An 18,746-nucleotide genomic window follows, 5' to 3' on the forward strand; every position below is an offset into this window, starting at 1 on the left:
TTACGGCTCCACTTCGCGCTTGAAGTAGGCCACCAGGTTCTCCGGGTTCGGGCCGGGCAGCACGGTGACGAGCTCCCACCCGTCCTGGCCCCAGTTGTCAAGAATCTGCTTGGTCGCGTGGACCAGCAGAGGAACGGTCGCGTACTCCCACTTCTTCATGGCGCTCAGCCTAGCGATCGCGCGGGAGCCGGAACGGCCTCCCCGGCCTGGGCGCCGTCATAGCGGACGCGCGCGACCTCGACGTCCGGCATGTGCAGCTCCGCCCAGTTCTGGACGCCCGCGACGACCGGCATCAGGCTCTCGCCGAGGACGGTCAGCGTGTAGTCCACCTGAACCGGGACCGTGGGGGTGACGTGCCGCGTGACCAGGCCGTCCCGCTCCAGCGCGCGAAGCGACTGGGTGAGCATCTTCGCGCTGATCCCCGGAGCGGACCGCGCGAGCTCCGCGTGCCGCATGGTGCCGTTGCCGGCGAGCCGGTTCAGCAGCATCGTCGTCCACTTGTTCCCGAGGACGGCCATGAGACGGCTCGTCGGGCACATCTCCATGTACTCGTCGAACTCCGCCTTCGCCCGCGCGCGACGTTGATCCGCGGTCATCGTGGCCATGGTCCCCCCAGCTTCGACTTCGGCGCGCCCCACCCCGGGGTCGGGTACGCACTCCGAAGTAACCTCTTCCGCCCATCGTCTCTTCCGCGCATCCTCGATCCTGTCGATGATCTCAAGAAAACACCATCTGACCAGGGAGTATTTGGCATGCGCGCGATCAGTGTGACGGAGTACGGCGGGCCGGAGACGCTGCGGGTGGCGGACGTCCCGGAGCCGGTCCCGGGGCCGGGACGGGTGCGGATCCGGATCGAGGCCGCCACGGTCAACCCCGTGGACATCGCCGCCCGCGAGGGACACCTCGCCGCCATCGCCCCCGACCTCCCCCTCGGCCTCGGCCGGGACGCGGCGGGCGAGATCGACGCCGTCGGCGCGGGCGTCGACCGCCTGGCCGTCGGCGACAAGGTCATCGGCCTCCGCGACCGCCTGCTCATGGCGACCGGCGCGCACGCCGAGGCGATCGTCCTGGACGCGAGCGCCGTCGTCCACGCGCCCCGCACCCTGGACGCCGCACACGCCGCCACGCTGCCCCTGAACGGCCTGACGGCGCTCCAGGGCCTGGAACTCCTGGATCTGCGTCCGGGGGCGACCGTGCTGGTCACAGGGGCCGCTGGGGCCGTCGGAGGGTTCGCGGTACAGCTGGCCGCGCTGCACGGGCTCCGCGTGGTCGCCGCGGCGTCCCCGTCGGACGAGGCGGCGCTGCGCGAGGCGGGCGCCACGCACGTCGTCGGACGCGACCGGCCGCTGGGCCAGGCCGTCCGGGACCTGGTCCCCGGCGGGGTGGACGGCGTCCTCGACGCGGCCGGGCTCGGCGTCCGCGCCCTGGACGCCCTGCGCAGTCGCGGCGCGTTCGTCTCGGTCAACGGCGGTGACGCGGTCCCGGTGAACCTGCGCGGCACCCGCGTCCAGAACGTCTGGTTCCACGCGGACACCGCCCAGCTCGAGTACCTCGTCTCCCTTGTCGACGCCGGGCGCCTCACCACCCGCGTCGCCGACGTCCTGCCCTTGGCGGACGCCGCGAAGGCCCATATCCGCCTCGCCGAAGGCGGCCTCCGCGGCCGCCTGGTCCTCCGCCCCTCCTGACCACCGACCGGAACCCCACCTCAGCGGGGGGCCTGGTCAGCGGGGGTTGGCGAGGAGCATGACGCGGCGGAGCAGGTCGGAGAGGTGGCGGCGTTCCTCGGGGGTCAGGGCGCCGAGGATCCGATGCTCCTCCTCGCCCTGGGGCGACATCGCGCCGAGCCAGGCGGCGCGGCCCTTCTCGGTGAGCTCGACGATCACGCGGCGGCGGTCGACCTCGGACGGGGTGCGCTGGACGAACCCGCGCGCGGCCAGGCCGTCGAGGCGTCCGGTGACGGAGTTCGGCGCGATGCCGAGGTCGGCCGCGAGCCGTGACGGGGCGGCCCGGCCGTCCCGCGCGCCCAAGGCCTGGAGGGTGTCGTACTCGTGCAGCTGCAGGTCGAAGTCCGCCAGCGCCCGCTCCCGGACCTTCCGCAGGTGCGCGGAGATCTTGTGCATGCGGGTGATCGCGCCCTCCACGTCGGGATCGAGGTCGGGGACGATCGGCATCCACAGGTCCACGTGGTCGTCCACGGAGTCGCGCATCGGCATGGGAGGAGGATACCGGTTCGCCCCGGAATTATTCGTTGACGAATAGTTCTCCACCGAACTACTCTCGGCCGTCATGACGCATCCCCTTCGCGGCCGGGACTTCCGGCTGCTGTTCGGCGCCCGGGCGCTCTCCCTGGCCGGGGACGCCGTCGTCCCGGCCGCGCTGGCGCTGGCCGTGCTTCGGGTGACCGGGTCGGGTTCCGGGCTCGCGATCGTGCTGGCCTCGGCGATGCTCCCCCGGCTCGTCGCGCTCCCCCTCGGCGGAGTCCTGGCCGACCGCCGGGGCGCCCGCCCGATCGCGATCGGCACGGACACGCTGGCCTGCGCGGCGCAGGTCTGCACGGCGGTCCTGCTGCTCGGCGGGCACCCGTCCCTGTGGCAGCTCGCGATCGCGCAGGCGGTCGGCGGCGCGGCGTCCGGCCTGGCGCTGCCGGCGCTGTCGCCACTGGTCGTCGGGACCGTCCCGGCGGACGCCCTGCCCCGCGCGAACGCGCTCCTGGGCACCGTCGCGGGCGGGGCGAGGCTGCTCGGCCCGGCCATCGCGGGCACGTTCGTCCTGACCGTCGGCCCCGGCTGGACGTTCCTGCTCGACGCCGCGTCCTTCGGGGCGAGCGCCGTCCTGATCTCGTGCACGCGCGTACAGCGGAGGGCCCCGGATCCCGAGGGACCTGCGACATCGCTTCGGGATGACCTGAAAGAGGGATGGGCGGAGGTCCGCGCACGCGACTGGTACTGGACGAGCCTCATCGCGCACGGCATATGGAACGGCGCGCAGGGTGCCATGCTCACGCTCGCACCGGTGATCGCCGTCCAGCGGCTCGGCGGCGAATCCGTCTGGATCGTCACAACGGAAGCGGGCGCGGCGGGGGTCTTCGTTGGGTCCCTGCTAGCAGGACGCTTCCGACCGCGCCGTCCGGTGGCCGTGGCCAACGCGGGCCTCGTCGCCTACGCGATTCCGCTGACCGCGCTCGCCTTCTACGCGCCGGCCATGGTTTTCGTGCCCTGTTACGCCTTGGCCCTGGCGGGCCTCGGATTCCTGAATCCGACGTGGGAGTCGACCGTCCAGGCCCTCATCCCCGAAAGGGCCCTCGCACGGGTCTCTTCCTACGACTGGCTGCTGTCCATGGCCGCCGCGCCTCTCGGCTACACGCTCGGCCCATGGGCGGCCTCCCTGTGGGGTCCGCGCGCGCCGCTCCTGGTCGCCGCCGTACTGGTCGCCACGTCCTGCCTGGGCACCTTCGCGGCCCCCGGCGTCCGCCGCCTCACACTGGACGCCGCCAAAGACCCCAGCCCTACCCCCGAACCCCAACCCGCCTAACGCACACGGATGAGGACGGCGTCCCCGGCCTGTACTGGTGGCCGGGGACGCCGACAGTTCTACTGCTGAGGAGCTTCCGGCTGTCCGCCGGAGCCGCCCTCGTCGCCACCCGCGATCGGGCGCGGGTACTCCGGGCGGGTCAGCTCCGGCGCGTCCTCGTCGGCCTGCTTCGACTCGTCGAGCGCGTGGCGCTGCGGCTCGTCCAGGCCCAGGACGGGCGGGACCTCCTTGACCGACTGCATCTCCGAGTCCTTCGCGGTGGCCTTGGCGAGGTCCTCCTCCGCCTTGGCGAGGCGCGCGCTGAGGTCCTGCTTCGGCCCGCTCTCGCCGCCCGCCTGGACCGACGCCGACCCGCCGGCCGCGCGCTCGAAGAACCGCAGGATCTCGACCGGCAGCGGCATGACCAGCGTGCTGTTCTTCTCCGCCGACACCTCGACGACGGTCTGCAGCAGGCGCAGCTGCAGGGCCGCCGGGTCCTGCGACATGATCTCGGCCGCCGCGGCCAGCCGCTTGGACGCCTGGAACTCACCGTCCGCGGTGATGATCCGGGCGCGCCGCTCACGCTCGGCCTCGGCCTGCCGGGCCATCGACCGCTTCATGCCCTCCGGCAGCGACACGTCCTTGATCTCGACGCGCTCGATCAGGATGCCCCACGGGTCCTGGGTGATGTTGTCGATGATCCCGCGCAGCCGCGTGTTGATCTTCTCGCGCTCGCCCAGCAGCTCCTGCATGTCGGACTGGCCGATGATCGACCGCAGCGAGGTCTGCGCGACGGTGGACACCGCGTAGCCGTAGTTCTGCACGTTCACGATCGCCTTCACCGGGTCCACGACCCGGAAGTAGACGACCGCGTCCACCCGGACGCTCACGTTGTCCTGGGTGATGCCCTCCTGAGCGGGCACTCCCATGGTCACCGTCTGCTGGTTGACCTTCTGCATCCGCTCGGCGATCGGGATGATGACGGTCAGGCCGGGCAGGCGCACCGCCCCAGGGCGGAGCCGGCCACCGCGCTGCACCTGGCCGAACCGGAAGACGATGCCGTGTTCGAACTGCTGCACGATCCTGACCGACGAGGCCAGTCCGACCAGTGCGAGCACTCCGATCACTATGACGAGGAAGAGGACCACCTCCATGGCGGGCCCACCTTTCAGATGTACTTCCCCGGGTCCGACGCCCGGACCCGCGCGGACCGTCCGCCCGGTGTCCGCGCCGCGCCCACTTCGATGATGGCCACGGCGGGCCGGCGACCGGTTCGCGTTTCCCAGCTAACCGCGTGGGCACGTCCGAAACAACGGTCCGCACCCGGAGAGGGCATCGTGTCAGGGATCACTTATCTCACGGGAGCCGGGCTCTGAAGTCCTTGCCGAGCGAACGATATGGTCGATCGGGTGAGCGCGAGAGACACCGACTGGGACGGCGTACGCCTCCACGTGGTCACGGGCAAGGGCGGCACGGGCAAGACCACCGTGGCCGCCGCCCTCGCCCTGGCCCTGGCGGCGGGAGGCCGCAGGGTACTGCTGGTTGAGGTCGAGGGGCGGCAGGGGATCGCCCAGCTCTTCGACGTCCCACCGCTGCCCTACGAGGAGCGCAGGGTCGCGGTCGCCCCGGGCGGCGGCGACGTCCACGCGCTCGCCGTGGACACCGAGGAGGCGCTCATCGAGTACCTCGAGATGTTCTACAACCTCAAGCGGGCCGGGAAGGCGATGACCAAGCTCGGCATCGTCGACTTCGTCACGACGATCGCGCCCGGGCTGCGCGACGTCATCCTGACCGGGAAGACCTCCGAGTCCGTCCGGCGGAAGACCAAGGACGGCTCGTTCATCTACGACGCCGTCGTCATGGACGCCCCGCCCACCGGACGCATCACCAAGTTCCTCAACGTCAACGAGGAGGTGTCCGGGCTCGCCAAGGTCGGCCCCGTCCGCAACCACGCCGACACCGTGATGAAGGTGGTGCGCAGCCCGGAGACGGCCGTCCACTTCGTCACGCTCCTGGAGGAGATGCCCGTCCAGGAGACCATGGACGGCATCCACGACCTGCGCGAAGCCGGGCTCCCGGTCGGCGGCGTGATCGTGAACATGGAGCACACGCCCGTCCTGTCGCCGGACGACCTCGCCGCGGCCGCCGCCGGCGAGCTGGACTCCGAGGAGATCGTCCGCGGCGTCAAGGCCGCCGGGCTGGAGCACGGCGCCGAGCGGATCGCCGCCGTCCTCACCGCCGAGGCCACCGAGCACGCCCGCCGCACGGCCCTCCAGGCCCGCGAGAAGGAGCGCCTGGAGACCCTCGACCTCCCGCGCTACACCCTCCCCCTGCTCCCGGACGGCATGGACCTGGCCGGACTCTACGACCTGGCCGAGTCCCTCCGCGCCCAGGGCGCCGCATGACTCCGCGCCCAGGGCGCCGCATGATCCCGCGCCCCCGTCCGGCGCGCGCGCACGCGGTGCGCGGCCCGGACGCGCGGGCACACGGGGAGGACCGCGGCGTCCGGACGCGCCGCACGATCACTGGTTCGACGGAGACTGTCTGATGAGCCCGACCGGCAAGACCCCGCCCGCGCTGGACGTCGACAAGCTGCTGGACGACCCGCGCACCAAGATCATCGTCTGCTGTGGCTCCGGCGGCGTCGGCAAGACCACCACGGCCGCCGCGCTCGGCGTGCGCGCCGCCCGGCGCGGCCGCGACGTCGTCGTCCTCACCGTCGACCCGGCCCGGCGGCTCGCCCAGTCGATGGGCCTGTCCGAGCTCGACAACAGCCCGCGCCGCATCGAGGTCGGCGGCGACGGCGAACTGCACGCGATGATGCTCGACATGAAGCGCACCTTCGACGAGATCGTCGAGGCGCACGCCGACCCGGACCGGGCCCGCCAGATCCTGGCCAACCCCTTCTACCAGTCGCTCTCCTCGTCCCTGTCCGGGACGCAGGAGTACATGGCGATGGAGAAGCTCGGCCAGCTGCACCGCTCCGGCGCCTGGGACCTCATCATCGTCGACACCCCGCCGTCCCGGAACGCGCTGGACTTCCTGGACGCGCCCGAACGCATGGGCCGCTTCCTCGACGGCCGCTTCATGAAGATCCTCGCCGCCCCGGCCAAGACCGGCGGACGGTTCGGCGTGAAGGTGATCAGCGCCGGGTTCGGCATGTTCACCGGCGTCATCAACAAGGTCCTCGGCGTCCAGCTGCTGCGCGACGTGCAGACCTTCGTCGCCGCGTTCGACACGATGTTCGGCGGGTTCCGCGAGCGCGCCGAGAAGACCTTCCGCCTGCTCCAGACCCCGGGCACCGCGTTCCTCGTCGTCGCCGCCCCCGAGCCGGACGCGCTCCGCGAGGCGTCCTACTTCGTGGAGCGCCTCGCCGAGGAGCGGATGCCGCTCGCCGGCCTCGTCGTCAACCGCGTCCACGAGGCCGACGACCTGCTGTCCGCCGCGCGTTCCCAGGCCGCCGCCGAGACCCTGGAGGAACGCGGCGAGCACCCGCTCACCGCCGCCCTGCTGCGCCTGCACACCGACCGCGTCCAGCTCGCCGCGCGCGAGGAGCGGCTGCGCGAGCACTTCTCGTCCGCCCATCCGACCGTCCCGGTCATCGCCGTCCCCGCCCAAGCCGAGGATGTCCACGACCTGGAAGGCCTCGACCGCGTAGGCACCGCCCTCGCCGCCACCCCCGCACCACCGCAGGCGACCTGACCGCGCGCCGGCACGAGGACCGCTGACCTGGGGGTTTGCGGGGATGGTTCTGCGTATTTCTGGGCGCGCAGTAATCGGTGGGGTTGTTCTGGATTTGTGGCGAATGCCCGGCGGGTGAATGGCTCCCGCCGGGCATTCGTCGTCGTGCGGCCGCGATGCGCGCCGGATCGGCACTGACCCCGGCAGACGACGGACAAACCACAAGGTCGTGACCGCATCCGGTCAGGACGCATTTTCGGGGTGGCGTCGTTTCGCTTTCGATCCGGTCCGAAACTGCGGCCTGACCAGGGACGACAACGGCCGCGGACCCATCTCGGGTCCACGGCCGTGAGTCATGTCGTCCGTGCTCGCGTCCGGTGCGGTCGCGTCCGGCTCGATGTCCGGCGCTCACGCGTCCGTTCGCATGGGGTTGGCTCGCGGAGTTCGCGCGTCCGGTCGACTGCCGCCGACCGCCCTCCCAGGAGCGCTTGTCCGTCGCCGTGCGAACGCCCTCGCCGGGCGCGGGGCACGGGGGTCAACTCGCGACGAGTTCGCTCTCGTCGCCGTCCACCGACCGCTCGTACTCCTCCTTGGCGGTCTCCAGAAGGTCGCGCCACGAGAGCACGTCCGGTCGCCGCCGCAGCAACGCGCGCCGCTCCCGCTCGGTCATGCCGCCCCACACTCCGAACTCGATCCGGTTGTCGAGGGCGTCGGCGAGACACTCGGTCCGCACCGGGCAGCCGCGGCAGATGAGCTTGGCCCGGTTCTGCGCCGCACCCTGCACGAACAGGGCGTCCGGATCCGCGTTACGGCAGGCGGCGCGGGCGGTCCAATCCGTGATCCACATCTTGGCCCCACTCCCCTAGGGTCTGTGTCGATTTGCGCTCTATGGCCAGACGGGCGCGGACGTCGGGCCGCCAAACGAAAGCCGTGGGGAAGAACTTACGGAAGCGAGGGACGATTCAACAGTCCCCGATGGGCCCATTCTCGATATAGCCCACCGGGGCCATACCGCCGGAACGGACTAGTTACCTGTACTTGACGCGTGAGCCATGCCGCCGGTTGCCACGCGCACGAGGCACGCCTACGGGAAGACACGGGCGGGGAGGACCATGTTCGGGCTAAATCGCGGCGTGGCGGGGCAACCTGTCCCGAATGCACTGGTCGCCCCGCGTACTCTAGGCGGGTGCATGATGCGAACGAGGGTCGGGGGAACGTCTTCTCCACGCTGATCCGGTTGCTCGCGGCGAGTATCGCCGCCGGTGTCCTGGTCGCGCTGATCGCCTTGCCGGGGGTCGGCTCGACCGGCATGACCGCGCGAGACGCCGCGGAGAACTTCGAGAGCATGGACAGCAAGCTCGACTCGACGCCACCGTCCGAGAAGACGGTGGTGTACGACGCGAGCGGCACCCAGGTCGCGACGTTCTTCGACCGGTACCGCGAGTCGGTCCGGCTCGACCAGGTGGCGCCCATCATGCGCAACGCGATGGTCGACATCGAGGACTACCGCTTCTACAGCCACGGCGCGCTCGACTTCAAGGGCACCGTGCGGGCCCTGGCGTCGAACGTGGAGTCCGACGGCACGCAGGGCGGGTCCACCCTCACGCAGCAGTACGTGAAGAACATCCTGGTCGACCGCGCGCGCAACCAGAAGGAGTACCAGGAGGCGACCGCCCCGACGGCCGGGCGCAAGCTGCGCGAGCTGCGCTACGCGCTCGACATCGAGCGCAAGATGTCCAAGGACAAGATCCTCGAGGGCTACCTCAACATCGCCTACTTCGGCGCGGGCGCGTACGGCATCCAGGCCGCGTCCATGCGGTACTTCACCAAGCCCGCCGCCCAGCTCACGCTGGAGCAGGCGGCGCTGCTCGCGGGCATCACGCAGAACCCGAACGCCTACGACCCGATCCGCTTCCCGAACGCCGCCAAGACGCGCCGCGACACCGTGCTGCGCCGCATGGAGCAGCTCAAGCACATCACCAAGGCGCAGGCCGACGCCGCGATCGCCAAGCCGGTCAAGCTGAAGCGCACCGACCCCGCCGGCGGCTGCGAGACCAGCAAGGCTCCGTTCTTCTGCGAGTACGTGAAGTACGAGGTCCTCAACGTCCTCTCGGACGGCAAGTACTGGTCGCTGCCGGGCAAGCAGCAGGTCGAGTTCGTCAACAAGCTCAACCGGGGCGGCTACACCGTCCGCACCACGCTCGACATGGACGCCCAGCGCTCACTCGACTCCGCCCTGCGGAACAGGGTCGCGCCGTCCGGCAACAAGGTCGCGGCCGAGGCGATGGTCCAGCCCGGCACCGGCAAGATCGTGGCGATGGGGCAGAGCAAGCGGTTCGGCGACTCCAAGGGCCGCACCAGCCTGAACCTGGCCGCCGACACCTCGCACGGCGGCGGCGCGGGCGTCTCCGCCGGCTCGACGTTCAAGGTCTTCACCCTGGCCGAGGCGCTCGACCAGGGCATCCCGGTCAGCACCACGATCAACTCGCCGCAGACCACCTCGGTCACCTATCCGATGTGCAAGATCGGCAAGCTCAGCGGCGGCGGCCCCTGGCCCTCGGTCAGCAACGCCGGCGACTCCGAGGCGGGCAACTTCGACCTCAAGAGCGGCACCTGGCACTCGGTGAACACCTTCTACGCCGAGCTGGAGAAGCGGGTCGGCGTCTGCAACGCGGTGAAGATGGCCGAGAAGTTCGGCATGCGCAAGGCCACCGGCGCGCCGCTCGACCCCAACCCGTCCCAGGTGCTCGGCACCAACGACATCGACATGGTGCACCTCGCCGCCGCCTACGCGGGCTTCGCCGCGCGCGGCAGGTACTGCGCGCCGGTCGCCATCACCCAGATCGTCGACCCGCAGGGCAAGCAGCTCAAGCTCCCCGCGCAGGACTGCCACCAGGCCGTCGACTCCAGCGTCGCGGACGAGGTCAACTCGATCCTCAGCGGCGTCCTCACCAAGGGCACCGCGAAGAACATCGGCAGCATCGGCCGTCCGGCCGCGGGCAAGACCGGCACCTGTGAGAACTTCACCTGCGCCGTGTTCGCGGGCCACACCCCGAACCTCGCCGCGGCGGTCGCCTACTGGGACTTCCGCGGCCCCTGGTCGCACCCGGTGTACGGCGTCTACGGCGCCGACATCCCCGCCCCGATCTGGGCGACCTCGATGCGCGGCGCCCTCTCGGGCAAGCCCGGCCCAGGCTTCACCTCGCCCACCAAGAACTTCGGCGACACCACCAAGATCCCGGACCTGAAGGGCCAGTCGCTCGGCACGGCCCAGTCGGCCCTCAGGTCCGCCGGGTTCAAGGTGAAGGTCTCGCCGAAGCCGGTGAACTCCGACCAGCCCAAGGGCACGGTCGCGTCCACCTCACCCGGCGCGGGCACCGACGCCGACGCCAACACCCTCGTGATCATCTACCTGAGCAACGGCTCCGCGAAGAACCAGCCCGCCCAGAAGCCCACCCAGAACGCCAACGGCTGGCCCTGGCCCTTCTGACCCACTCAGCTCTTCTGAGGCCACGCGGGCCGTCTGATCCACGCCCGCACGCACGACGAGGCCCCGGCGGCATCCGCTGCCAGGGCCTCCCCGTTTCTCCGATCATCGGCCGCCCGGGCCGGTCAGGCAGCGCCGGTCAGGCAGCGCCGGTCAGGCAGAGGTGAGCTGGCGCTTGACCTCGGCGGCGACGCGTCCGCCCTCGGCGCGTCCGGCGACCTTCGGGTTCACGACCTTCATGACCTGGCCCATGGCACGCGGGCCCTCGGCGCCGGTCTCGGCGATCGCGTCGGCGACCAGGGCGGTCAGCTCGACGTCGCTGAGCTGCGCGGGCAGGTAGCCGTCCAGCACCTCGTGCTCGTCGCGCTCGGCCTGCGCCTGCTCGGTCCGTCCGGCGTCCGCGAACGCCTGCGCGGCCTCGCGCCGCTTCTTGGCCTCGCGGGTCAGGACCTTGACCACGTCGTCGTCGGACAGCCGGCGAGCCTGCTTCCCGGCGACCTCCTCGTTCTTGACCGCCGTCAGCGCCATCCGCAGGGTGCGGGTACGCACCTCGTCGCGGGCCTTCATGGCGACCGAGAGGTCGGCCTCCAGCTTCTCCTTCAGGGCACTCATGGTCACATGATGCCCGCTGTGCCCCCGTGGCCTCACCAGGATTACCGCGTGGCCCGGGACTCTGGAAGCATTGGAGGGGACCACCCCGGAGGGAGAACCGTGCGAAAGCTCTACAGCGTGCCCCTGGCTCTGGCGGGCACGGGCGCCGCGACGTTCGGCTACGCCTCGCTGGTGGAGCGGAACTGGTTCCGGCTTCGCCGGCTCGACGTCCCCGTCCTGCCGCCGGGCCGACCGTCCGTCCGCATCCTGCACGTGTCGGACGCGCACCTCACCCCGGGGCGCCGCCGGCTGATCGACTGGGTCCGCGCCCTGGACGCCCTGGAGCCCGACCTCGTCGTCAACACGGGCGACTCGCTCGGCCACCGCGACGCCGTCGGCCCCTTCCTGGACGCCCTGGGCCCCCTCCTGGACCGTCCCGGCGTGTTCGTCTTCGGCTCGAACGACCTGTACTCGCCGACGTTCAAGAACCCGCTCCGGTACATCTGGCGCACCAGCAAGTCCGACTACGCCAAGCGCCGCCGCGAGCCCGACCTGCCGTACCGCGAGCTGGCGTCCTCGCTCCGCGCCGCAGGCTGGCTCGACCTCAACAACCGGATCGGCCGCCTCAAGGTCGGCGACCTGGACGTCGAGTTCGGCGGCATCGACGACTCGCACATCAACCGGGACCGCTACGACAAGATCGCGGGCCCGGTGGACCCCCAGGCGGACGTCCACCTCGGTGTCCTGCACTCCCCGGAGCCCCGCAACCTGGACCGGTTCGTCGCCGACGGCTACGACCTCATGCTCGCCGGCCACACCCACGGCGGCCAGGTCTGCGTCCCGTTCTACGGCGCCCTGGCGACCAACTGCGGCATCGACCGTCCCCGCGTGAAGGGCCTGCACCCGTACTCCGGCGCATGGCTCAACGTCTCCGCGGGCCTGGGCACCTCCCCGACCGCCCCGATGCGCTTCTGCTGCCCCCCGGAGGCCAGCCTCCTGACCCTCGTCCCCCGCCCCGACCCGGCAAAGGGGCGCACTTCACCCCGATAACCCGTCCGCACCACTCCCCAACATCCGCTAGAGTTGGTTCAGGCGCCGGGAGGAACGTACGACTTCCCGGGCAGCCACCAACCGGGGTGTAGCGCAGCTTGGCAGCGCGCTTCGTTCGGGACGAAGAGGTCGTGGGTTCAAATCCCGCCACCCCGACAGGTTGTAGCAGGTCAGAGGCCGGTTCTCCAGCAGGAGAACCGGCCTCTTGATCGTTTGTCCGCGATTCGTCCGCGGAACTGAACGCCATCCCCCGACATCGTCCGTGCCGCAAGAGGCACAGGCGCCTCCCCCCTGCCGTCAGCAGTGGCCCCCTGTTCAGACCACCGCCGACCCGTGAGCACCCAGGAAGAACGCGAGAGGCGGGCCCCGAGGTGGAGCCCGCCTCACGTTGAGCCGCGATCACATGGCCAGCAACCGATGAAGGTCAGCGGTGACGACGCGATAGCTGACGCCGATGCGGATGACCTTGCAGGGGAACTGGCCGAGCTTGGCGAGTTCGTATGCGCGGGTGCGTCCCATGCCGAGTGCACGAGCAGCGGTCTCGACGCTGGTCGTCGTGGGCAAGGACAGCAACTCGTCGCGGGTCATGGCTTGCATGAATCAGGCCCCCTTCCCGGGGTCGACGGAGTTGGTGGGATCTGCTGGTGCTGCGCGGACCACTCCCTGGCCAGGAGTTCCTCGATGCTGTACGGGCAGTCCTGGGCGGCCAGACGCGCGGGATGAAGGCCACCGTCCAGCGCACAGGTGCCATGCACGGCGTTGATCGCTACCTGTGCTTGCCCAAGGGCGGCGCCGAGGTCGCGGGCATGATTCCGGGCGGCGGTGAGGGCCTTGGAGCAGTCGGCGAGCGCACCTGTTACGGGCAGGCCGTTGTCATGGTTGAGGGAACCGGCCTGCTCCGCTTCGAGGAGGAAGGTGTTGAGCTGGTCGAGGGTCTGGTCCAGGCCGTGGGCGGCGCTGGTGAGGTTTCCGAGAACCGTGTAGACGGTGCCGGGTTGAGTCAGCCCCAGAGGGGCCGCAGTGGCGTGATTGAGCTGGCGAACGTTCTCGGCCAGGTCGCGGGAGAGCCGTTCGGTCCCGGCATCATGGGGCGTGTACCTGGGCTCGTGACGGTCGTTGGCCATGGACGACCTCCTGTGGGGTGCGTCGCGGGAGCGACGGCCGGACGTGGAAGTTGGTGGTCATGTTGGGCTCACCTCTCTGCTCTGGCGCGGGTGCGGCTGCACCCGCAGGAATGATGACGCTCCGTTATGATCCCATGACTGTCACCTAAAGACAATGATGACTAGTTTGATTGCTTGCATTCATCGGTAGTGTCCTCTGCGTGGGGCTGGGGACGGACGAGGTGGACGCCATTGGTCGCGTGGCTCGGCCAGCGGCGGCGTCTGGTTGATCGGTCGCTCCGCCGCCATCAGGCGAGCCACTTCGACGGCTCGGGCGTCCACCACATGACCGACCAGCACCGACTGTTCGGGCTCGGCGGCCGCGCGTATCCGAGCGGCGGCCCTTCGAGCAGCTTCGGCCTGAGCATCGCGACGTTGGGCTTGGCGGTGACCGGCGAAGATGTCGAGAAGGCCGGCGAGCAGGGACAGGAGCATCGACAGCTCGGATCCAGTGCGTCCGCCTTGGTCAGGGCGGCCGAGGCAGGTCACCAGCAGTGCCCTCCCGGCCATCCGTAGCGCGGCCCCCAGGCGGGTCCGGGGAGGTGGATGCCCGTGGGGTTCGCGAACAGCCCGACTGCAGGCGCCGGCGGCACGGGTGAGTTGTCGATGGCCGGTGATCGCCGCGGTGACGTGCAGCATGTCGGATGCGGCTGCCGCGAGGTCGGCCCGGTGCAGCGGGTCGCCGTTCCAGCGCATCTCCTGTTCCGCGAGTACCGCCGTGCGGACAGCCAAGCCGTAGGCGCTGTGAATGGCCTCACGTGGGCTGGCCGTGGGCGTCCGGGGAGCTTCTTGGGCGCCCTCCGCAGAACGGTTGGTGCGTGGACCGAGAATGCCGCCTCCCCAGCGTGGCCGTAACTTGGGCAGCGTCAGCTCCGGCGCCAGCTTGCCCCCGGAGAACCAGACCGGTTCGCCGGACTGGTTGCAGTCGCCGGGCACAGCCACCGCGTATCCGGTGACCTCGCCGGGCGCGCGAGCACTAAATCGCAGCCGGAGCAGAAGACCGCGCTCGCGCAACGTGGCGAAGAAGACCTGCTCATCAGTGGCAGCGATGGCCGCCGTCATCACCTCCCGGCGCAGCAGAACGCGCGGCGGCTCGGCAACACCTCGTCGGTGAGCACGTTCGGTCTCGGCACGGGTCGGACGCGGAGCGGTGGTCTTGTCAGCGGGTGCAGTCGCAGTCAGCCCAAACCGAGCTTCCACCTTCCGGCAGGCGTCGCGGACCTTCAGGTAGTCGCGGTAGACCGCCGGGTTGCGGCCGTCCTCGCGCGCCAGGACCACGGCGATGTGGATGTGGTCGTCGGCATGCCGGACGGCGATCCAGCGGCAGGCTCGGTCGTCGCCACGCGGCGCGAAGCCGGTCTGGTGGACGACCTCTTCTGCCACCTCGGCCCACTCGGCGTCCTCCAGCAGTCGGTCACCTGGTGCGGCACGAATCGAGCACTGCCAGATCGGCTGGTCCAACGGGGCGTGCCGCAGTGTGTCCATCGGTGCGGTGAGGACGTCGGAGAGCCGGTTCAGTTCGCGGCGGGATCCGGGTTCCAGCGCGGCAGGGAGCCGGAATCCGGCGATCAGGTGGGGGTTGGTGTGCTCGTTGTGCCTGCCGGGGCCGTAGAGGTAGTGCAACAGCCGCTTGACGTCCGTCCCCCGGGTCACCTTCCCGATCACCGCAGCGACCGCCCGGCCTGGACGATCAGGTCGTCCACCTGCCGGATCGTCCGCGTGAGGTATATCAGCGTCCCGGCCAATTCGTCCGGCACGTATCCGGTGGTATTAGCAATGCGGGCGAGCTGATTGAGATTGACACCGATCCGGTTCATCTGCCGATCGAGTGCCTGCATGCTCTCGATCAGGTCAGCGAGTGCCGCAGAATCACCTGCTTTACCGTGACGTCCCGCAACTCGGATCGTATGCGCGATGAAGGCCCCGTACGCCATCCCTTGCTGCTTGGCCTGCTCGGAGATGAAGGCGTACTCCTCGTCGTTGACGCGGAATCGCATCACCCGTTCTCGTTCTCGCCCCTTCGGCATCGGCGAGCGCCGCACGCGGCGCGACGACCTGCCCCCACCAGCACTGACCTCCGTGGCAGCCACCTCCTGACTCGCCTCGGGACCGCGCCCGGTCCCGTGGAGAACAAGTGTGGTCGACATTCATTTCAGCGTCCAGCGTTAAGTGGCAACACAGCTCTATCTTGCAGCGGTCGCACCCGGAACTTCTGCGGCGACTTACAAAGACTGCCGCCACGTATTGGATTCATCCAATACGTGGCGGCAGGCCGCCTCTGGGTTCCGGCGAATATCACCTTGTCCGAGGAGGGAATGCAATCCGTCTGGCCGCCTCCGCGAGTCGGCAACGGATGTCTTTGAGCACCCCCTGCCCCCGAACCACGTCACGAGAAGCTGCGGCGGCCCCCAGCCGAGCAGCTGCCGGGTGGTGCCGGGCTATCTGGGCGGCGATCCGCTGGGCGGCGAAGGGGGTGTCCCACACCGGGGACAGCGGCCTGCCTGTCGAAGAGATGAACCAGGGATCAGCACCACTCCCAGGGCCGACACGCACCGTCTCGCCGTGGCGAGGTGCCGCCTCGTCGTAGACCTTCAGCCATGCGAGCGGCTCGCCGTAATGTGCCTCGACCGAGAGCCCCGTGGCTGTCAGCTGCCGCGCGAGACGATCGAGGTCGCTCACTGCCGTCCACTTCGAAGCGCTCATCTATCCACCTCGCCGCTCTGGCTGAGGAGGTGACGGCGCAGCTCCCCAGGGTTCGCAGCCGCGAGTGTTCGGCTTCGCCCGCGTACTGCGACCCAGCGGCCGATCCACGGGATGTAGAGGATTCCCCACGTGGGGAAGTCGCGCCGAAGTTCGGCCAGGCGGACCACGTCGATGGTCTCCATGGTGCTCAGCCCGCCCAGTGCAAGGTGCCGGACGAGACCTCGGTCCAGGCGTAGGCGACCACGTTGAGGTAGCAGTATTCGGCCGCCCCCAACAGGGACAGTTCAGCCCGCTGCACCGTTCCACGCGATCCGAGCGGGGCCTGACGCATGGCTTCGCCGAGCACCATGAGGGCTCGTTCTCGCTCGTCCGTGACGCCCCCGGCGCGGTGGTCACCAGCGCCGGTCAGTACGTCCCACACATACAACGACGGCGGCGCCCATTCGTCCGCGTTGTCCGTTGTGCCACACGGACGCTGGCCCCTGTCGCCGTATTCGCTCGCCGACATCCTCTTCCCCCTCTTTCGGTGTCCGGCGACGGTGAGACATGACCGCCGACCAGTGAAGTTGCGACTTCATGGAACGACCGGTCACGTGCTGTGAGGAAGGGGGTACGTTAGGACACGAGATCCATAGCGACGGCCGAGGTCACGCGATGGCGACGAGCGAACAACCACCGGCATGGGCGGTCCGGCTGCGGGCCGAACGCCGAGCGCGCCTGTGGAGCCAGAAGACGATGGCGGTCATGCTCCGCAATGCGGCCGACGGAGAGGCGCAGGCACTGTTGCCGTCGATCGCGACCCTCCAGCGTTACGTCCGCGGCTATGAGGCCGGCGAGCACCATCCCGGCGACCTGTACGCGTCGCTGTACTGTCGCGTCTTCGGCCTCGACCACGCCGTCCTGTTCGGGACCTGCCAGCTCGAGCCACCTCCCTCGCAGCCCACCGAACATGACGCCGCGAACCTCACCGCCTGGCTCACCACCACCAACGTCAGCGAGGACGGACTTGTGCACTTGGCGGAAGCGGCCGCGTCCCTCGCCGATCACCACACCCAGCACCCTCCCGCCGAGCTACTGACCGAGGTCATGGCCCTACACGGCCGGACACAACGCCTTCTGCGTTCCGGTCGGCAGCGTCTACGGCAGACCCGGGAACTGCTGAGCATCGATGCCAGCCTGCTCGCGCACGCCTGCCTCCTACTGGGAGACGTGGAACAGGACACCTCGGCCGTCGCCTTCGGCAAAGCATCGGACCTCTGCACCCGAGAGGCCGAGGCCAGCCCCGCGCGCACTCTCAGCGCTCTGGCCAAGACCGCTCGCTGGACCGGACGGTTCGCGGAGTCGGCCGACTTCGCCGCTCACGGGTTCGTATGCAGCGCACCGCCCTCGACCCGCATCCTTCTCGCCTACCAGGAGGCCAATGCCGCGGCGCTCATGGGCAACGCAGAACGGGCGCGCCAGGCCGTCAACAGGGCCACAGCACTCGCCGCGACAGCTCCCGAGCATCCCGGCTCCTCCGCCTGGTCCTGCCCGGTACCTCGCCAGGCCGTCTATGCGATCTCAGTCGCGTACCGCACTGGAGACCCCGATGCTGCCCTTCGAGCAGTGGAGATGGCCGATGCGGCCTCGGCGCCGCAGCCGCCGTCATCCGCGAGGACGACTTGGGCACAGATACGCATCGGCGCAGGCATCGCGCACGTCATGAAGGGATCCTTGGATGCGGCCGCCAGTGAGGTCGCTCCGGTGTTCACTCTGGCGCCCGAGTTCCGCATCTCGACTGTCACCCGGTACCTGACGCAACTCGACCGGCGGCTGCATGAACGCCGGTTTCGTCGCAGCGCGGAGGCAGCCCATCTCCGCGAGTCCATCCGCGACTTCAACGCCGCTGCCTTTCCTCCCCTCCCGCAGGAGCACCCGTGAGCCCACTGCCGACCCGAATGATCGACCGTTGGCAGAACCGCGGTGACCAGCTACCAGGTGAGGAGGTCCTCTACTGGCACATCCTCCTGCGCGATCAGCCCGAAGCCGTCGCTCTGGCCCGGCTCGCGCAGGAACGCCTCGCGCCGTTCGCCGCCGATCTCCACTTCACCCCGCTGGAGTGGCTCCATATCACCACGATGGTCGTGGGCCATCCCTCCAACGCGGCCCCGACGAAGTTGCTCCAAGAAACGCGCAAGCACCTCGCCCCCATCGCGCCCGCCCATGTCGGGACCGGCAGCGTGGCCTACCACCCCGAGGCGATCGTTCTGCTCGTTGAGCCTTCAGAGGCACTGCGGCCCTTTCGCACAGCGGCCCAGGCTGCGTCCCGTGCGATCACCGGTCGCGACGGCATCGACTCCGAGGCTCCTTGGATCCCGCACATCACCGTGGCGTACAGCACCGCCTCACGACCCGCCGGTCCGCTGATCGCCGCCCTCGGCCGACAGCTACCCCGTCGTTCTCTCACCCTCGACACGCTCGACCTGGTGACCCAGATCGGTCCCGAACGGTCCTGGGCCTGGCGACCACTGGCCACCATAACCTGCGGGGACACCGGCTGATCTGAGCAGCCCATATCCGTC

General features: G+C 69.9%; 19 protein-coding genes and 1 tRNA gene. 9 read left to right on the plus strand and 11 right to left on the minus strand.

Translation table 11 applies throughout. The features are described 5' to 3' along the window. Together EBO15_RS00390 and EBO15_RS00395 are read right to left on the minus strand one after the other, a co-directional pair. Nucleotides 1-159 (minus strand): DUF4177 domain-containing protein, encoded by a 159-nt coding sequence (locus EBO15_RS00390; protein ID WP_117357377.1) that lies wholly within the window; start codon nucleotides 157-159, stop codon nucleotides 1-3. Between the two features lie 5 nt (nucleotides 160-164). Next, the gene (locus EBO15_RS00395; protein WP_233615833.1) at nucleotides 165-596 is read right to left on the minus strand and encodes a winged helix-turn-helix transcriptional regulator; all 432 of its coding nucleotides are present in this window, start codon (nucleotides 594-596) and stop codon (nucleotides 165-167) included. A 156-nt stretch (nucleotides 597-752) separates the two neighbouring features. On the opposite strand from EBO15_RS00395, the gene EBO15_RS00400 reads away from it, so the two are divergent. Beyond that, nucleotides 753-1,685, plus strand: coding sequence for an NADP-dependent oxidoreductase (locus EBO15_RS00400; protein WP_122192244.1), 933 nt, complete (start codon nucleotides 753-755; stop codon nucleotides 1,683-1,685). A 36-nt stretch (nucleotides 1,686-1,721) separates the two neighbouring features. Here the strand turns inward: EBO15_RS00400 and EBO15_RS00405 are convergent, their stop codons facing one another. Next, the gene (locus tag EBO15_RS00405; RefSeq protein ID WP_122192245.1) at nucleotides 1,722-2,213 is read right to left on the minus strand and encodes a MarR family winged helix-turn-helix transcriptional regulator; all 492 of its coding nucleotides are present in this window, start codon (nucleotides 2,211-2,213) and stop codon (nucleotides 1,722-1,724) included. Nucleotides 2,214-2,286: 73 nt separating this feature from the next. Between EBO15_RS00405 and EBO15_RS00410 the strand changes: the two genes are divergently transcribed. After that, nucleotides 2,287-3,531 (plus strand): MFS transporter, encoded by a 1,245-nt coding sequence (locus EBO15_RS00410; RefSeq protein WP_122192246.1) that lies wholly within the window; start codon nucleotides 2,287-2,289, stop codon nucleotides 3,529-3,531. A 59-nt stretch (nucleotides 3,532-3,590) separates the two neighbouring features. Here EBO15_RS00410 and EBO15_RS00415 read toward each other — a convergent pair whose 3' ends face one another. Then, the gene (locus EBO15_RS00415) at nucleotides 3,591-4,664 is read right to left on the minus strand and encodes a slipin family protein (RefSeq protein WP_122192247.1); all 1,074 of its coding nucleotides are present in this window, start codon (nucleotides 4,662-4,664) and stop codon (nucleotides 3,591-3,593) included. Between the two features lie 255 nt (nucleotides 4,665-4,919). Here EBO15_RS00415 and EBO15_RS00420 point away from each other — a divergent pair, with 255 nt between their 5' ends. Together EBO15_RS00420 and EBO15_RS00425 are read left to right on the plus strand one after the other, a co-directional pair. Beyond that, nucleotides 4,920-5,915 carry an ArsA-related P-loop ATPase gene (locus tag EBO15_RS00420; protein WP_233615834.1) on the plus strand — a complete coding sequence of 332 codons (996 nt, stop codon included), beginning with the start codon at nucleotides 4,920-4,922 and terminating at the stop codon, nucleotides 5,913-5,915. A 142-nt stretch (nucleotides 5,916-6,057) separates the two neighbouring features. Further along, the gene (locus EBO15_RS00425) at nucleotides 6,058-7,212 is read left to right on the plus strand and encodes an ArsA family ATPase (RefSeq protein WP_122192249.1); all 1,155 of its coding nucleotides are present in this window, start codon (nucleotides 6,058-6,060) and stop codon (nucleotides 7,210-7,212) included. Nucleotides 7,213-7,726: 514 nt separating this feature from the next. On the opposite strand, the gene EBO15_RS00430 is transcribed toward EBO15_RS00425, so the two are convergent. After that, nucleotides 7,727-8,038, minus strand: a complete 312-nt coding sequence (locus tag EBO15_RS00430; RefSeq protein ID WP_117357385.1) for a WhiB family transcriptional regulator — start codon at nucleotides 8,036-8,038, stop codon at nucleotides 7,727-7,729. A gap of 339 nt (nucleotides 8,039-8,377) precedes the next feature. On the opposite strand from EBO15_RS00430, the gene EBO15_RS00435 reads away from it, so the two are divergent. After that, nucleotides 8,378-10,681, plus strand: coding sequence for a penicillin-binding protein (locus EBO15_RS00435; RefSeq protein WP_147481327.1), 2,304 nt, complete (start codon nucleotides 8,378-8,380; stop codon nucleotides 10,679-10,681). A 150-nt stretch (nucleotides 10,682-10,831) separates the two neighbouring features. Here EBO15_RS00435 and EBO15_RS00440 read toward each other — a convergent pair whose 3' ends face one another. Then, nucleotides 10,832-11,290, minus strand: a complete 459-nt coding sequence (locus EBO15_RS00440) for a GatB/YqeY domain-containing protein (protein WP_122192360.1) — start codon at nucleotides 11,288-11,290, stop codon at nucleotides 10,832-10,834. A gap of 99 nt (nucleotides 11,291-11,389) precedes the next feature. Here EBO15_RS00440 and EBO15_RS00445 point away from each other — a divergent pair, with 99 nt between their 5' ends. After that, nucleotides 11,390-12,319 carry a metallophosphoesterase gene (locus EBO15_RS00445; RefSeq protein ID WP_233615835.1) on the plus strand — a complete coding sequence of 310 codons (930 nt, stop codon included), beginning with the start codon at nucleotides 11,390-11,392 and terminating at the stop codon, nucleotides 12,317-12,319. A gap of 82 nt (nucleotides 12,320-12,401) precedes the next feature. Further along, nucleotides 12,402-12,475 (plus strand) — tRNA-Pro (locus EBO15_RS00450). Between the two features lie 243 nt (nucleotides 12,476-12,718). On the opposite strand, the gene EBO15_RS00455 is transcribed toward EBO15_RS00450, so the two are convergent. The 5 genes from EBO15_RS00455 to EBO15_RS43495 all read right to left on the minus strand — a co-directional run bounded on the left by EBO15_RS00455 (nucleotide 12,719) and on the right by EBO15_RS43495 (nucleotide 16,185). Next, nucleotides 12,719-12,907 carry a MerR family transcriptional regulator gene (locus EBO15_RS00455; protein ID WP_122192362.1) on the minus strand — a complete coding sequence of 63 codons (189 nt, stop codon included), beginning with the start codon at nucleotides 12,905-12,907 and terminating at the stop codon, nucleotides 12,719-12,721. Beyond that, the gene (locus EBO15_RS00460) at nucleotides 12,904-13,443 is read right to left on the minus strand and encodes a hypothetical protein (RefSeq protein WP_122192251.1); all 540 of its coding nucleotides are present in this window, start codon (nucleotides 13,441-13,443) and stop codon (nucleotides 12,904-12,906) included. The genes EBO15_RS00455 and EBO15_RS00460 overlap by 4 nt, the downstream gene beginning before the upstream one ends. Nucleotides 13,444-13,623: 180 nt before the next feature. Continuing rightward, entirely contained in the window at nucleotides 13,624-15,147 is a 1,524-nt protein-coding gene (locus EBO15_RS00465; protein WP_122192252.1) for a relaxase/mobilization nuclease domain-containing protein, read from the minus strand. Next, on the minus strand, nucleotides 15,144-15,629 hold the full coding sequence (locus tag EBO15_RS00470) for a MobC family plasmid mobilization relaxosome protein (RefSeq protein ID WP_122192253.1): 486 nt from the start codon (nucleotides 15,627-15,629) through the stop codon (nucleotides 15,144-15,146). Before EBO15_RS00470 ends, EBO15_RS00465 begins: the two co-directional genes overlap by 4 nt. Before the next feature lie 148 nt (nucleotides 15,630-15,777). Continuing rightward, nucleotides 15,778-16,185, minus strand: a complete 408-nt coding sequence (locus EBO15_RS43495) for a hypothetical protein (RefSeq protein WP_147481328.1) — start codon at nucleotides 16,183-16,185, stop codon at nucleotides 15,778-15,780. 654 nt (nucleotides 16,186-16,839) lie between these two features. On the opposite strand from EBO15_RS43495, the gene EBO15_RS00480 reads away from it, so the two are divergent. Next, the gene (locus tag EBO15_RS00480; protein WP_122192255.1) at nucleotides 16,840-18,105 is read left to right on the plus strand and encodes a hypothetical protein; all 1,266 of its coding nucleotides are present in this window, start codon (nucleotides 16,840-16,842) and stop codon (nucleotides 18,103-18,105) included. Beyond that, nucleotides 18,102-18,725 carry a 2'-5' RNA ligase family protein gene (locus tag EBO15_RS00485; protein WP_147481329.1) on the plus strand — a complete coding sequence of 208 codons (624 nt, stop codon included), beginning with the start codon at nucleotides 18,102-18,104 and terminating at the stop codon, nucleotides 18,723-18,725. The genes EBO15_RS00480 and EBO15_RS00485 overlap by 4 nt, the downstream gene beginning before the upstream one ends. Nucleotides 18,726-18,746 lie beyond the last annotated feature (21 nt).

Origin of the sequence: Actinomadura harenae (assembly GCF_003696215.1) — a bacterium.
Classification (GTDB): domain Bacteria; phylum Actinomycetota; class Actinomycetes; order Streptosporangiales; family Streptosporangiaceae; genus Spirillospora; species Spirillospora harenae.

Bases quoted from the DNA above. Each gene is read 5' to 3' on its own strand.
- EBO15_RS43495 (WP_147481328.1), bottom strand. From the start codon at position 16,185: ATGAGCGCTTCGAAGTGGACGGCAGTGAGCGACCTCGATCGTCTCGCG.
- EBO15_RS00410 (WP_122192246.1), top strand. From the start codon at position 2,287: ATGACGCATCCCCTTCGCGGCCGGGACTTCCGGCTGCTGTTCGGCGCC.
- EBO15_RS00400 (WP_122192244.1), top strand. From the start codon at position 753: ATGCGCGCGATCAGTGTGACGGAGTACGGCGGGCCGGAGACGCTGCGG.
- EBO15_RS00430 (WP_117357385.1), bottom strand. From the start codon at position 8,038: ATGTGGATCACGGATTGGACCGCCCGCGCCGCCTGCCGTAACGCGGAT.
- EBO15_RS00395 (WP_233615833.1), bottom strand. From the start codon at position 596: ATGACCGCGGATCAACGTCGCGCGCGGGCGAAGGCGGAGTTCGACGAG.
- EBO15_RS00455 (WP_122192362.1), bottom strand. From the start codon at position 12,907: ATGACCCGCGACGAGTTGCTGTCCTTGCCCACGACGACCAGCGTCGAG.
- EBO15_RS00480 (WP_122192255.1), top strand. From the start codon at position 16,840: ATGGCGACGAGCGAACAACCACCGGCATGGGCGGTCCGGCTGCGGGCC.
- EBO15_RS00415 (WP_122192247.1), bottom strand. From the start codon at position 4,664: ATGGAGGTGGTCCTCTTCCTCGTCATAGTGATCGGAGTGCTCGCACTG.
- EBO15_RS00405 (WP_122192245.1), bottom strand. From the start codon at position 2,213: ATGCCGATGCGCGACTCCGTGGACGACCACGTGGACCTGTGGATGCCG.
- EBO15_RS00470 (WP_122192253.1), bottom strand. From the start codon at position 15,629: ATGTCGACCACACTTGTTCTCCACGGGACCGGGCGCGGTCCCGAGGCG.
- EBO15_RS00440 (WP_122192360.1), bottom strand. From the start codon at position 11,290: ATGAGTGCCCTGAAGGAGAAGCTGGAGGCCGACCTCTCGGTCGCCATG.
- EBO15_RS00460 (WP_122192251.1), bottom strand. From the start codon at position 13,443: ATGGCCAACGACCGTCACGAGCCCAGGTACACGCCCCATGATGCCGGG.
- EBO15_RS00425 (WP_122192249.1), top strand. From the start codon at position 6,058: ATGAGCCCGACCGGCAAGACCCCGCCCGCGCTGGACGTCGACAAGCTG.
- EBO15_RS00390 (WP_117357377.1), bottom strand. From the start codon at position 159: ATGAAGAAGTGGGAGTACGCGACCGTTCCTCTGCTGGTCCACGCGACC.